The sequence below is a fragment of the Actinomadura sp. 1N219 genome (assembly GCF_044326405.1).
Lineage (GTDB): Bacteria > Actinomycetota > Actinomycetes > Streptosporangiales > Streptosporangiaceae > Spirillospora.
Genome location: NZ_JBIRAY010000005.1, coordinates 91568 through 104617 on the forward strand (window position 1 = coordinate 91568; position 13050 = coordinate 104617).

At 76.5% G+C, this 13050-nt stretch carries 9 protein-coding genes and 1 pseudogene; 5 read left to right on the plus strand and 5 right to left on the minus strand.

The annotated features are described in order from the left end of the window. Positions 1–52 precede the first annotated feature (52 nt). The gene (gene dapB, locus ACH35V_RS17885) at positions 53–865 is read right to left on the minus strand and encodes a 4-hydroxy-tetrahydrodipicolinate reductase (protein WP_395973600.1); all 813 of its coding nucleotides are present in this window, start codon (positions 863–865) and stop codon (positions 53–55) included. A gap of 26 nt (positions 866–891) precedes the next feature. Beyond that, positions 892–1902, minus strand: a complete 1011-nt coding sequence (locus tag ACH35V_RS17890; protein WP_395973601.1) for an EamA family transporter — start codon at positions 1900–1902, stop codon at positions 892–894. 220 nt (positions 1903–2122) lie between these two features. Between ACH35V_RS17890 and ACH35V_RS17895 the strand changes: the two genes are divergently transcribed. Together ACH35V_RS17895 and ACH35V_RS17900 are read left to right on the plus strand one after the other, a co-directional pair. After that, positions 2123–5029 (plus strand): hypothetical protein, encoded by a 2907-nt coding sequence (locus ACH35V_RS17895; RefSeq protein ID WP_395973603.1) that lies wholly within the window; start codon positions 2123–2125, stop codon positions 5027–5029. Between the two features lie 150 nt (positions 5030–5179). Next, on the plus strand, positions 5180–6334 hold the full coding sequence (locus ACH35V_RS17900; RefSeq protein WP_395973605.1) for a helix-turn-helix transcriptional regulator: 1155 nt from the start codon (positions 5180–5182) through the stop codon (positions 6332–6334). A 79-nt stretch (positions 6335–6413) separates the two neighbouring features. On the opposite strand, the pseudogene ACH35V_RS17905 reads toward ACH35V_RS17900, so the two are convergent. The 3 genes and pseudogenes from ACH35V_RS17905 to ACH35V_RS17915 all read right to left on the minus strand — a co-directional run. Beyond that, positions 6414–7421, minus strand: a pseudogene (locus tag ACH35V_RS17905) (ATP-binding protein); the annotation flags it as partial. Positions 7422–7672: 251 nt separating this feature from the next. Continuing rightward, positions 7673–7876 (minus strand): DUF3040 domain-containing protein, encoded by a 204-nt coding sequence (locus ACH35V_RS17910; RefSeq protein ID WP_395973606.1) that lies wholly within the window; start codon positions 7874–7876, stop codon positions 7673–7675. A 46-nt stretch (positions 7877–7922) separates the two neighbouring features. Next, positions 7923–9548 carry a family 10 glycosylhydrolase gene (locus tag ACH35V_RS17915; RefSeq protein ID WP_395973608.1) on the minus strand — a complete coding sequence of 542 codons (1626 nt, stop codon included), beginning with the start codon at positions 9546–9548 and terminating at the stop codon, positions 7923–7925. A gap of 164 nt (positions 9549–9712) precedes the next feature. On the opposite strand from ACH35V_RS17915, the gene ACH35V_RS17920 reads away from it, so the two are divergent. The 3 genes from ACH35V_RS17920 (at position 9713) to ACH35V_RS17930 (ending at position 12982) form a co-directional block, all read left to right on the plus strand. Continuing rightward, on the plus strand, positions 9713–10735 hold the full coding sequence (locus tag ACH35V_RS17920; RefSeq protein WP_395973610.1) for an Rv2578c family radical SAM protein: 1023 nt from the start codon (positions 9713–9715) through the stop codon (positions 10733–10735). An 84-nt stretch (positions 10736–10819) separates the two neighbouring features. After that, a complete protein-coding gene (locus ACH35V_RS17925) occupies positions 10820–12127 on the plus strand; it encodes a serine hydrolase domain-containing protein (protein ID WP_395974151.1) in 1308 nt (435 codons plus the stop codon). A 75-nt stretch (positions 12128–12202) separates the two neighbouring features. Continuing rightward, on the plus strand, positions 12203–12982 hold the full coding sequence (locus ACH35V_RS17930) for a class I SAM-dependent methyltransferase (protein ID WP_395973612.1): 780 nt from the start codon (positions 12203–12205) through the stop codon (positions 12980–12982). Positions 12983–13050: the final 68 nt, after the last annotated feature.

Genomic DNA, 13050 nt, shown 5'->3' on the forward strand with positions numbered 1-13050 from the left:
GGGGGGCGAGGATCGCGTCCCGCCGGATCGGGCCCGCCCCGGGCGGTGCGGGTCATCCGGGCGGGTCGGCGGGGAACAGGAGGGTGTCGAGGCCGCGGCGGACGCCGGGGGTCTCGGCGACGCGGCGGATCGCCAGGAGGGTCCCGGCGGCGTAGGGGTCGGGGGTGAGGCCGGGGTCGTGGCGCATGACGAGGCGTTCGCCGTCGCCGCCGAAGACGACCTCGGTGGCGACGACGAAGCCGGGCAGCCGGATCGAGTGGACGCGGGTTCCGGCGACGTCCGCGCCGCGCGCCTCGGGCGGGCCGTGCAGCCGCTCCGGCGGGACGGCGGGGGCGGGCGGGTGCTCCCGGCCGAGGGTCTCGGCGAGTTCGCGTGCGGTTCCGCTGGGCACGTCGGGTTTCGCGGCGGCGGCGTAGTCGATGATCTCCCACTGGTCCAGCTGCCGGGCGGCGAGGGTGGCGGCGCGGAGCAGGACGGCGGCCATCACCGAGAAGTTGCCCGCGGCGATCACCCCGGCGCCGGTGCGGCGGGCGAGGCGGTCCAGTTCGTCGTAGTCGGCGGCGGTGAGGCCGCTGGAGCCGATCACGGCGTGGACTCCGGCCTCGACGGCGGTCCACACGTTGCGGCGGACGGCGTCGGCGCTGGTGTAGTCGACCAGGACGTCCACGGGGGCGCCGGCGAGCGCGTCGGCGACGGTGGCGTGGACGCGTCCGGGGCCGCGGGCGGCAGTGGCGTCGGACAGGTCCCGCCCGGCCGCGGACCGGGACACCCCGGCGGTCAGAGCCAGGTCGTCGGCGGCGTCCAGCCCGGCGATGATCGGCGGCGCGGTCCAGCCGGTGACGCCGGCGAAGCAGACGTTGATCACATCTGGAGTGTAGGCGGCGCCGGCGCTCATTTCCCGGCGGGCTCGGCCATCCCGGTCCCGGGCGCGGCGGCGGCCGTGCCGGTCCCGGCGGGCACCTGGGCGGGGAGGCCGGGGCGGGGGACGGCGGCGCGCTGGGCGATGTAGGCGCCGGTCAGGACGATGACGCCGCCGAGCATCTGCGCGGGGGTGAGGCGCTCGCCGAGGACGGCCCAGGCGATGAGCGCGGCGGCGACCGCCTCGGTGTAGCAGATCGCGCCGCCGACCTGCGCCGACAGCCGCTGCAGCCCGGCGACCCCGGCGAGGTAGGCCAGCACGGTGCTGACGATCCCGATCCAGACGACCAGTGTCCAGCCGGGGGCGGTGTGCCCGGCGACGGGGACCTGCGCGGGCAGCACGTCCCAGGGCAGCGACCAGGGCGTGGCGAGCGCGGTGAGCGACACGGCGGCGACGACGCTGCCGGACGCGGTGATGACCAGGGGGTCGACGCGTCCGGTGAGGCGGTCGACGATGAGGAAGTAGCTGGCCTGGCAGGCGGCGGCGCCGATCCCGGCGGCCAGGCCGACCGGGTCCAGGCTCAGGCCCGTCCAGACCTGGACGACCATCGTCAGCCCGGCCATCGCGACCGCGACGCCGGCGACGGCGGTGCGGTGCACGGGGGCGCGGCGGACGAGCCCCAGCCACGCCAGCACGATCACGGGGCCGCTGAACTCCAGCAGGATCGCCACGCCGACCGGCAGCCGGGACGCGGCGACGAAGTACAGGGCCTGGCACCCGGCGACGCCGGTCACCCCGTACAGGAGGACGGGCCCGAGGTTTAGGCGCAGGCCCCGGACGGCCGCCCGGCCGCGCAGCAGCAGGGCGAGCGGGACCAGGACCAGCGCGGCGGTCGCGATCCGCAGCCACACCGCCTGCAGCGGGCCGAGGCCCGCCTCGATGAGCGCCTTGCCGAACGGCCCGGACGCGCCGAAGCAGACCGAGGAGAACACCGCCAGGCCCACGCCCCAGGCGCGGGTGCGCGCCGCACCGTCCACCGCCACCTCTGATCCGTCGCCCGGCCCGCCCGGGCCTCACCGCCGTCGTGCCGCCCGCACCCGCGAGCTAATGAGCATCATGACATAACACTCCTTACACGTCGACGGGCGGCGCACCGGCCCGCACACGGGCCCGCGCGGCCGCCCGCGAACCGGGACGGACCGGTCCGGAGCGATTGATTCACGCGGTGCCGGACGGTCCGCCCGCGGCCACTACTATCGCCGGATGAGCTGGCAGGCGGCCGGGGCGGGGCCCGGCGGAGGCGGAGCACCCGGCGGACCCGGCGGGACCGGAGGCGGCCCGAGCGGGGACCTGTTCGCGTCCGTCGAGGGCAACGTGCGCGAGCTGGTCGCCTCCCCCTGGTGGCAGACCGCGCCGCCCGCCGACCGCGCCGCCCAGATCGCCGCGCGGATGCTGTGGGGCGCCGGGGAGTGGTGGCTGTACGGGGCGTGGGGCCGCTGGTACCGGTGCGGCCTGGACGGCACCTGGCATCCCTGCCCGCCGCCCGCCGCGTTCGAGGACCGCCGCGTCGCCGTCCCCGCGCCGCAGGGGGCCGGGACGCCGCCCGTCCCGCCGCAGCTGTTCCCGACCGGCCCGGACTTGTCGGCCGGGCGGGTCGCGCCGCTGGGGTTCCTCGGGCCCGTCCCCGACACCGCGGTGGTGGCGCGGATCTCCCAGGCGCTCACCACCGCGCTGGCGGTCAACCCGCAGCAGTTCGTGCAGCGCGACCCGATGTTCCAGCCCGGGACGCCGTCCACGGTCGCGGCGGCGTGGGGCGCGCTGCTGTGGTGCGCGGGGTCGCCGGTGGCGCTGACCGAGCACCCGTTGATCGAGTCGTTCATCCCGTTCCTGACCACCTCCGCCGAGCAGCTGCACTGGATGATGCCGCCCGACCTCGGCACCCTGGCCGGCTACTACGTGCACCGCCTCGGCGCCGGCGACGGCGGCGGCGCCGCGCACATCGCCCGCGTGATGTACGAGGTCGCGGCGGGGCTGCAGGCCGACCCGCGGTTCCGTCCCGGCGCGGACGCCCTCTCGGCGATCACGGCGGCGTCGCTGCGGCTGGTCAACCAGGACCTGGCGACCGTCCGGTACGGGCCGGACGCGATCGTGCAGGAGTGGCGGCGGCGCTGCCCGGCGGAGTTCGCGACGCCGATGGTCCGCGACACCGCGCCCGGCGAGTACCTGCGCCTCGCGCTGTACGACCTGCAGCAGATCGTCGCGGGGCTGACCGGCCCGCGCCCGGCGGCGCCGGGGCGGGGGCACGACGAGGTCCGCCGCGCGGGGGTCGCGGTGCTGGCCGCCGACCTGCAGGCCTCGCCGGGCGCGCTGCCGGCGCTGCAGCGGTGGCTGGACGCCGACAGCGCCCGGACGGTGCAGGCGGTGCTGGGCGACCCGGCCAACCCGCTGCGGTCGCTGTGGCCGCGCGACGGGCGGCTCCCGGACGCGCTGCGCAGCGACGACGCCGACGCCCTCGCCGCGCTGCTGGCCACCACCTACACCCTCGGGCTGACGTGGTGCCGGCTGGCGCAGGTCCCGCCGCCGGCGACGGGGTTCGCGGTGCCGCAGGCGGTCGCGGCGGAGCTGACGTCCCCGGCGATGCACACCCCGCCGTCCACCGACGAGCTGTCGGCGTGGGACATCATCAAGGCCGCGCGGGAGCATCTGGCCGCCGAGCGCGGCGCGGGCGGCGACCAGCCGGTGGCGCCGGTGCCCGAGCCGGCGAAGGACGCGCCGGGCCCGCCGCCCGCGGTCGCGCCCGCCCCGCCTCCGGCCGCCGCTCCGGTGCCGCCGCCGTCCGCGCCCGAGCCCCCGCCCCTCCAGCCGCCCGCCCAGCCGCCCGCCCGGCCGATGACTCCGCCGCCGGCTCCGGCTCCGCCGACCGCCGTGGCGCCCGAGCCGTCGGACCCGTTCGGCATGGAGGCCCCGCCGACGCGCGCCACCCCGCACCCGCCGCCCCCTCCTCCCCCGCCCCCGGCGCCTGAGCCGGCGCGCGCGGCGGACGAGCCCCCGGCGTGGCCGCAGCCGCCGGACGCGACGACCGCCGACGCCGCTCCCCCGCCGTTTCCCGGCCTGCCGCCCGCGCCGCCGGAGCCGGTGTGGCCCGCCGAGCCGCAGGAGACGCAGCTGGACACCGACGCGTTCAAGACCCAGCTAGACCCGGGCCCGGCCTGGCCCGGCGCGGACACCGCGCCGCCCCCCGCACCTTCGGCCTCGCCTGCCGAGCCGCCGGCCGAGCCGGAGCGGGAGGCCGTCCCGCACGCGGATCTGCCTCCGCCGCCGGCGCCGGTGCCCGAGCCGCCGCCCCCGCTGCGGCCGGCGCCCGCGCGGGAGCGCAGCCCGCAGATCGCCGAGGCGTACGGGATCCGGTTCCTGTGCGGCGCCGACGACATCGAACGCGTCGTGACGGAGGTGCGGCGGCGCGGGAAGTGGGCGCGGCGGCTGCGCGGGCAGGAGGTGTCCAGCGCGTCGGCGCCGGCGCTGCTGCTGATCGGGACGCCGTCCAGCGGGCAGCGGCGGCTGGCGCGGATGGCCGCGGCGGCGCTGGCGGAGGTGGAGGCCTCAAGCGGGCAGGTCCACAGCGCCCACGCCGAGGACCTGCGCGAGCACGGCCCCGAGGGGCTGCGCGCCGCGCTGGAGGAGCACGCCGGGCACGTCCTGCTGCTGGACGGCCTGGACGGCCTGATCCTGGACGAGGCGCAGGGCCCGGCGTACGCGTCGGTGCTGTACCGGGCGCGGCTGGAGGGCGTCAACGACACCGCGCTGCTGGGCACGTGCGAGCCGGACCGGGTCGGCGAGCTGTCGGCGGCGTCGCCGGAGCTGGTGACGGACCTGCGGGCGGTGCGGCTCCCGGACCTTTCCGACGCGGCGGCGCGGTCGGCGCTGGTGGGCCTGCTGGCCGAGGAGCGGCGGCTGCGGCTGGGGTCGGACGCCTGGACGGTGGTCAACCGCGACGTCGGGACGCTGCGCCCGCGCGGCCGCCTCACCGGCGCCCGCCTGGTGGAGGCCTACCTGGACCGGGCGGCGACCCGGCATCTGGGCAGCGCGGAGGCGACGCAGGCGATCGGCAGCGCGCTGTCGCTGACGGCGGCCGACTTCGAGGGCCTGGCAGCAGAACTGTCAGGCCGCTGACCGCGCCCGCTGATCCCCGGCCCGCCGGGGCTCGGCCACCGGGGCTTGGCGCGGCGGGGCGGTCGCCCGGGGGCCCGATTCGCCTTGCCCGTAAGGGATTTGGGCCCCTGCGCGCGGTGAAATGTCGGTGGGCGCGGTCACGATGGGGGTGTGGATCGCGTAGACCGGCTGCTGGCGCTCGTCGCCGAGCTCCGCGCGGCGTCGCCCGCGCCGCTGGACCCGGCGGAGCTGGCCGCGCGGCTGCGGGTCAGCGAGCGGACCGTCCGCCGCGACCTGGAGCTGCTGACGCACGGCGGGCTGCCGGTGCGGGCGGAGAAGGGCCGCGGGCACGCGCTGCCCGCCGCGGCGGAGCCGGCGCCGCTGACGGAGGCGGAGTCGCTGGTGGGCCCGGTGCGCGGCACCCTCGCCGAGGCCGTCCGGACCCGCCGGATCGTGCGGCTGGCCTACACCGACCAGTCGGGGGCGCGCAGTTTCCGCGACGTGGAGGCGCACGGCCTGGTCATCGCCCCCTACGCCGAGTACCTGGTGGGGTGGTGCCGGATGCGCGACGGTCCCCGGATGTTCCGGCTGGACCGGATCGGCGCGGCGTTCCTGTCGGGGCGCGGCGGCGAGGTCCGCGACCTGGACGCGCTGCTGGCGGCGCTGCGGGTGCCGATGCCGCGTCCCCCGGCCGAGACGGGCCCGCGCGGCCCGGCGGGCGCCGCGCGGGCGCGTGCGTGGACGCTGGACCGGCTGGAGTTCGTCCGGTCCCGGCTGCGGGACGCGACGGCGGAGGTCGTGCCCACCGGCTCGGCCCGCGCCGCGTCACGGGGCGCGTCGCGTGGCGCGGGGGCGGCGGCGCTGCGGGGCGTGCTGGGGCATCTGGCGGAGTGGACGCGGTGGCAGGCGGCGGCGATCCGGTCGGCGGCCACCGACGAGGAGCCGGTACTGGCGGGGCGCCGCCCGCGGTTCCCCGACGGGTTCGACCGGGAGCTGCCCTTCGACGCGCGCGAGCGGATGATCCAGGACGCGATGGCGTTGCGGTCGCTGGGCGAGCTGGCTCGTGACTTGGAGGAGGTCCTGGAGTCGGTGGCGCACTGGGCGGCGGGCTGCGACGACGCGCTATGGGAGGGGGAGCTGCCCGACCCCCGCCCCTACGGCCCGCCAGGCCCGCCGCGACCGCTGGCGGACCTGCTGGCGGGCTGGCGGGGCCCGCTGGCGCACATCGAGTGGCATCTGGACCGGCTGACCGACGAGCCGCCGCCGGCCCCGTCCGGGGACGACGAGGAGGTCTGGGTCGTGGACCGCTGCCCCCTGCAAGCCTGACGGCCGCCCCGTCCCGTCGCAGGTAGCGGGTCAGGCGGGGCGGGGGGCCGCCGGCGGCGAGACGGCGGGTGAACCAGACGGTCTTGCCGGACGGTTCGGGCCGGGCGCCGTAGCCGGTGGCGAGGGCGGCGACCAGGAGCAGCCCGCGTCCGGCCTCGGCCCAGTCCAGGACGCGCGGCTCGGCGGGCGCATCCCCCGTCAGCGGGTTGCGCGGGCCGGGCGGCCCGGCGGGCGCGGCGTCGCCGACCTCGCCGTCGAGGCGGTCGCCGTGCAGGCGCAGGGCGAGGCGGACGGGCCCGGCGCCGTGGACGACGGCGTTGGTGACGAGCTCGTCGACGATGAGGACGACGTCGTCGACGTCGCCGGGGTCGGTCACGCGCCAGTCCCGCAGGGCGCGGCGGGTGAGCCCGCGCGCGCGGGCCGCGGCGTAGGGTTCGGCGGCCAGCTCCCAAGCCCCCGACCCCGCACCGCCGGCACCGCGCTCCCCACCGTCCACACCACCGCCGGTGCTCTCAGAGCCGTCGCCCACGCCATCGCCCACGCCGCCGTCCGAGCTGCCCTCCGCGGCTGCGTCCGCATCCGCATCGTCGTCCGCGGCGGTGCCAGCGCCCCCGGTGAGGCCGGCGGTGAGGCCCGCACCCGCGCTGGCGGCCGGGCCTGTGCCCGCGCTGGCGGCGACGCCCGTGCCCGGGTGTCGGCGGCGGTGTCTGCAGCTTCGGTGGGTTCGGTGGGTTCGGTGTCGTCGGGCAGGTCGGTGGCGGCGGTGCGGTGGAGCGTGTCGCGGCCCCCGCCGCGGGCGGCGGCCGCGTCGGCGGGTCGCCTGGTTCCGGTCCCCGTGGTGGTCACTGTCGCTTCTCCCCTCTGTGCCGGTCTCTTCCGTACCGGTCTCCACCGGGCCGGCGGCCGTCCCCTGGCCGCCGTTCCCCCGGTGCTGCGAGCGTGCGGTCACAGTCGGGGACGCGTCCGGCGCGGGCGGGGTGCACGGGCTCAGGCAAGCCTCACCCGGGGGTGAGGTGATCGGGACATCGGGGACGCGGTGGAGGAGCACCCGCGGGGAGCCGTTACAGTGGACGGGTCGGTGTGGCATGTGTCCCCCGGGCTCTACCTGACGCCTTCGGGGAATACCGCCGGTCCCATGCGGTCCGGGCTGGAGCTTCGTTGTGCCTTTCGCCGTGAGGCGACCACCACACCGGCTTGAACGCCGATGCCCCGGCGAGGAGGTCCTCGCCGGGGCATCGGCGTTCGCGCGCCTGCGGGCGGCCGGGGGCGCGCACGGCCGTCCCGGGACCGGCGCGGGCGCCGCGCGAGACTGCGGGGCCCGGCCGTGTTACGGCGGTGTCAGAGTACGGCCGCGGCGATCGCGGCGCCGATCGCGGCGAGGACGACGATGGCGGCGGCCGCGGCGAGGACGACGGTGCGGGCGCGGCGGCGGGGTGCGCCGAGCCGTGCGAGGCGATGGGCCAGCCGCGGTTCGTCCTCGCTCAGGCGGACCTCGATCTGCGTGAGGATCCGCTGCTCCTCCATCGACAGCGCCATGCTCATACCTCCGGGGGTCAGGTGTCTGGATTCTCCCCGCGGAGCATGATCGTTATCCCTGGGGCGGTGTGACGGTTGCGCCGCGCCCGGGGGCGCTCTGGTGGTGGAGGCGGTCCAGCGCGGTGACGTAGTAGGTGTAGGCGCGGCCGGGCTTGGCGCCGGGGTCGACGATGCCGCCGCCGCGGACGTTGGCGATGAGGCGCTCGGGGTCGACGGGGGCGCAGCCGGGGCGTTCGCCGTCCACGCGGTAGACGGCGTAGGAGGTGGCGCCCTCCGACGGCCGCCAGGTCACCTTCACGCCCTTCACACCCTTGCCGCCCTTGCCGGTGCCGTCGGCGGGGACGGCGGCGGTGTCCTGGACGGGCGGCGGCGCCTTCCCGCCACGGCCGGCGGGGACGGGCGGGATGGCGGGGCGGGGGTAGTGGTCCTCGCGCAGCCGGGCGGCGAACCCGCGGCGGTTGGAGACGATGTCGGAGGCGCTGAAGTACACGTCGCCGCGGATCTCCGGGTGCTTGGCGTTGAGGGTGAGGTGCTTGGACAGCTCGGCGGGGTCCTTCCAGGCGGCGTCCTTGCCGACGCGGTAGGCGCCCTGCCCGATGGTGAGCTGCACGTCGGTGCCCTCGACCTGGCGGGCCCACCAGCCGGCGAGCTCGGCGTAGTCGGCGCGGGGGTCGCCGATCGGCCAGTACAGCTGCGGGGTGACGTAGTCGATCCACCCCTTCTTGATCCAGGTGCGGGTGTCGGCGTAGATGTCGTCGTAACTCTGCAGCGCGCGGGTGCCGGACCCGCGCGGGTCGGTGGTCTTGTTGCGCCACACGCCGAACGGGCTGATCCCGAACCGCACCCACGGCTTCTTGTCGTGGATCTTCCCGGACAGGGTCTGGACGAGGGTGTCGACGTTCTTGCGGCGCCAGTCGCCCTTGTCCATGCCGCCGCCGTGGGTCTTGTAGGTGGCCTGGTCGGGGAACTCGCCGCCCTCGGGGTAGGGGTAGAAGTAGTCGTCGAAGTGGACGGCGTCGATGTCGTACTTGGCGACGACGTCCATCACGGCTCTGGTGGCCAGGTCGCGGACCTGCGGGATGCCCGGGTCGTACCACAGGCCGGTCCCGTACTTGCGGACCCAGTCGGGGTGCTGCCGGGCGGGGCTCTTGGGCGAGAGCTTCTTCAGGTCGTCCTGGCGGGACACGCGGTAGGGGTTGAACCAGGCGTGGAACTCCAGGTTCCGGGCGTGCGCCTCTTTGATCATGAAGGCGAGGACGTCGTAGCCGGGGTCCTTGCCCTGCGTGCCGGTGATCCACTGCGACCACGGCTCGTACGGGGAGGGGTAGAACGCGTCGGAGTTGGGGCGGATCTGCACGAACACGGCGTTCATGTTCATCGCGGCGGCGGTGTCGAGGAGCCGGGTGAACTGCTCGCGCTGCTCGGCGGCGGGGTCGGCGGTGTCCTTGGGCCAGTCGATGCCGGCGACGGTGGCGATCCACATGGCGCGCAGCTGCCGCGTCCGGCCGCCGTCGCCGGGCGCGGGGACGGCGGTGCATTCGGCCTCGGCGCCGGCGGTGACGGGGCCGCGGTCGCCGCTCTCGCCGCCGAGCGCGGGGATGCCGCAGCCGGCCAGCGCGCACGCCGCCGTTCCCGCCGCGAGGGCCGCCGTGATCCGGATCCTCAGTCGCGTTGCCATAGCGGCCCATTGTCACCTACCCGTCGCGGTGCTGCGTACGGAACGCGGATGCCCGTGTAATGCCCACCCGTCCCGTTTCGCCCGACCTCCGCGTTGCGATCATCGAACACACGTTCCATACTGGCCGGACGCTGATCGCTCAGACGTTCGAAAGTGGGTGGGGTGTGCGCTGGGATCATCTGCGGCTGGACGGCGACCCGGGCCCGGAGCCGCCGCTGATCGAGCGGCGGGCGGTGGCCCGCACGTTCGACACCCCCGAGTTCCGCGGCATGACCTTCTACGAGGTCCGCGCCAGGACGGTCGTGAACAAGGTGCCCGAGGCGTCCCGCATGCCGTTCCGCTGGACGATCAACCCCTACCGAGGCTGCTCCCACGCCTGCGTGTACTGCTTCGCCCGCAAAACCCACGAATACCTGGACATGGACGCGGGCGCCGACTTCGACTCGCGGATCGTGGTGAAGGTAAACGCGGCCGAGCGGGTCCGGGCGGAGCTGGCGTCGCCGCGGTGGCGGGGCGAGCACATCGCGCTGGGCGCCAACGTCGACTGCTACCAGCGCGCCGAGGGCCGCTACCGGCTGATGCCGGGCATCCTGACCGCGCTGCGGGACGCCGCGAACCCGTTCTCCGTCCTGACCAAGGGGTCGCTGATCCTGCGCGACCTGCCGATCCTGCGGGAGGCGGCCGGGCGCGCGGCGGTGAGCGCGGCGGTGTCGGTCGGGTCGGTCGACCCGGACCTGTGGCGGCTGGCGGAGCCGGGCACCCCGCCGCCGCGCCGTCGGCTCGCGGTGTGCACGGCGCTGAACGAGGCGGGCATCGGCTGCGGCGTCCTGATGGGCCCGGTCCTCCCCCACCTGTCGGACTCGCCCGCGCAGCTGGACGCGGCCGTCCGGCAGATCGCCGAGGCCGGCGCGACCTGGGTGTCGGCGATCACGCTGCACCTGCGTCCCGGCGCCCGGGAATGGTTCATGGCGTGGCTGCGCGCGCACCACCCGGAGCTGATCGTCCCCTACGCGCGCCTGTACGGGGCGGGCGCCTACGCGCCGCGCGAGTACCAGGACGACATCTCCCGCCGCGTCCGCGACCTGGCCGCCCGCTACGGCATCGGCGACCGTGCCGCACACCGCCCCGATCCCCCATCCCCACCGCCACCGCCGCCCGATCCCCCAAGGCAGCTCTCCCTCCTTTGACGGCACTCACCTGGGCGGACTGGCGGACGCCGCGGTGAACGGAAAATGGCGCCGTTGCGGCCGTCTACGGTGGGGCGGGTGACGATGGAGATCGATGAGGTCGAGGGGTGGCTGCGGGAGCGGCTGCCGGGGCTGGCGGAGGAGCACGGGGTGCCGGGGGCGGCGGTCGCCGTCGGCGCCGGGGGGCGGGTGGTCGAGGCCGCGGCGGGGGTGCTGAGCACGGCGACGGGGGTGGAGGCGACGGTCGACTCGGTGTTCCAGATCGGGTCAGTCACCAAGGTCCTGACGGCGACGCTGGTGATGGGCCTCGTCGCGGAGGGGCTGGTGGAGCTCGACGCGCCGGCCGGGGAGTACCTTCCCGGGTTCCGGGAGGCGACCGTCCGGCAGCTGCTGTGCCACACGGCCGGGTTCGAGGGGGACCTGTTCACCGACACGGGCAAGGGGGACGACTGCCTGGAGAAGTACGTGGATTTGCTGGCGGGAGTGCCGCAGATCTTCGAGCCCGGGGAGATGTTCTCCTACTGCAACGCGGGCTACTGCGTCCTCGGGCGGATCGTGGAGGTCGTGCGGGGCGAGCCGTTCGACCGGTGCATGCGCGACCACCTGTTCACGCCCCTGGGCATGACGCACGCGGCGAGCGATCCGTACGAGGCGATCCTGCACCGCGCGGCGGTGGGGCACCTGGGCGGGCGGCCCGTCCCGGTGTGGGCGATGGCGCGCTCGGAGGCGCCCGCCGGGTCGATGCTCGCCATGACCCCCCGCGACCTGCTGGCCTTCGCCCGGGCGCATCTCGCCGACGAGGGCCTGCGGGCCATGCGGGAGCCGCAGGTCGTCCTGCCCGACATCGGCTGGGGGACGGCCTGGGGCCTGGGCTGGGAGCTCTACGACCTGCCGGGCGGCCCGGTGTTCGGCCACAACGGCAACACCATCGGGCAGTCGGCGGTCCTGCGGGTCGACCCCGGCCGCGACGTGTCCGTGGCGGTCCTCACCAACGGCGGCGACCGCAGGCCGCTGATGAGGGAGATCCTCGGCAGGGTCGTCGGGACGCCCGCCGAGCCCGTCCCGGACCCCACGGCGCGCCCGGACGCCCGGCGCTGCGCGGGCGTCTACCGGTCGAGCACGAGCGAGACCACGGTGAGCGAGGACGAGCGGGGGCGGCTGTGGCTCGACCACGTCCCCCTCGGCCTGGCGGTGCAGGCCGGCGCCGAGCCGTACCGGACGGAGCTGCTCGGCTGGCGCGGGGACTCCCTGCTGCCCGCCGAGCCCGGCCGCGGGCCCGTCGCGTTCCTGGGAGATGACGGCGAGGGCCGCGCGCGCTACCTGCACACGGGCCGCGCGGACGCCCGCGCGGGCGTCCGCGCGGCCGGGCGAACCGGACGGGAGCGCGCCTGAGCATCGCCATCCCGGCTTAGCGTGGCGGCATGACCGATCACCTTTCCGAATGACGGGTGAGAGGAGTTGATGACGGTGGCGTCCGATCGCGCCGGCCTGTTCGACTACGACGCGGAGTTGCGGCGGCACAACGAGCTCTTCCGCGCCGCGGCCCGCGTCGGCTCGGGCGACCGTGTGCTCGACATCGGCTGCGGGACGGGCCAGTCCACGCGGGAGGCGGCCCGCGCCGCCGTCGAGGGAAGCGCGGTGGGCGTCGACACGTCCGCGCGGATGCTCGAGCGGGCCCGCCGGCTCAGCGGCGACCAGGGACTGTCCAACGTCACCTACGAGCTGGCGGACGCGCAGGTGCATCCGTTCCCGCCGGCGGGTTTCGACCTGTGCATCAGCAGGTTCGGGACGATGTTCTTCGACGACCCGGTCGCCGCGTTCGCCAATATCGGGCGCGCGCTGCGCCCTGCGGCGCGTCTGGCGCTGCTGGTCTGGCAAAGCCGCGACCGCAATGAGTGGGCCTCCGTGATCCGCCGGCCCGGCACCGCGCCCGCCGCCCCTGCCGCCGGCGGGCCGGACCCGTTCTCACTCGCCGACCCGGCCGTCGCCGGGGGCGTCCTGGCCGCGGCGGGCTTCGCGGACGTCGCCTTCACCGACGTGCACGAACCCGTCTACTACGGCCCCGGCAGCGCCGCCGCCTTCGACAACGTGCTCCGCCTCTGGGACGACGACGTGCTCGCCGGCCTGGACGCCGCGACGGTCGAGCACGCACGCGCGCGGCTGCGCGCCGCCCTCGCCGCGCACGACACCGGCAGCGGGGTGTGCTTCGACTCGCGTGCCTGGATCATCACGGCCCGCCGACGCTGACCTCGCCCGGTCCGTGCCCCGCCTCGGGGAGGGGCGGGCGGCGTTCGTCCGGGACGCGGGGGCCCTGC

Excerpts from the sequence above, each read along its gene's own strand:
- ACH35V_RS17895 (WP_395973603.1), top strand. The coding sequence starts at position 2,123 with ATGAGCTGGCAGGCGGCCGGGGCGGGGCCCGGCGGAGGCGGAGCACCC.
- ACH35V_RS17910 (WP_395973606.1), bottom strand. The coding sequence starts at position 7,876 with ATGAGCATGGCGCTGTCGATGGAGGAGCAGCGGATCCTCACGCAGATC.
- ACH35V_RS17915 (WP_395973608.1), bottom strand. The coding sequence starts at position 9,548 with ATGGCAACGCGACTGAGGATCCGGATCACGGCGGCCCTCGCGGCGGGA.
- ACH35V_RS17925 (WP_395974151.1), top strand. The coding sequence starts at position 10,820 with ATGGAGATCGATGAGGTCGAGGGGTGGCTGCGGGAGCGGCTGCCGGGG.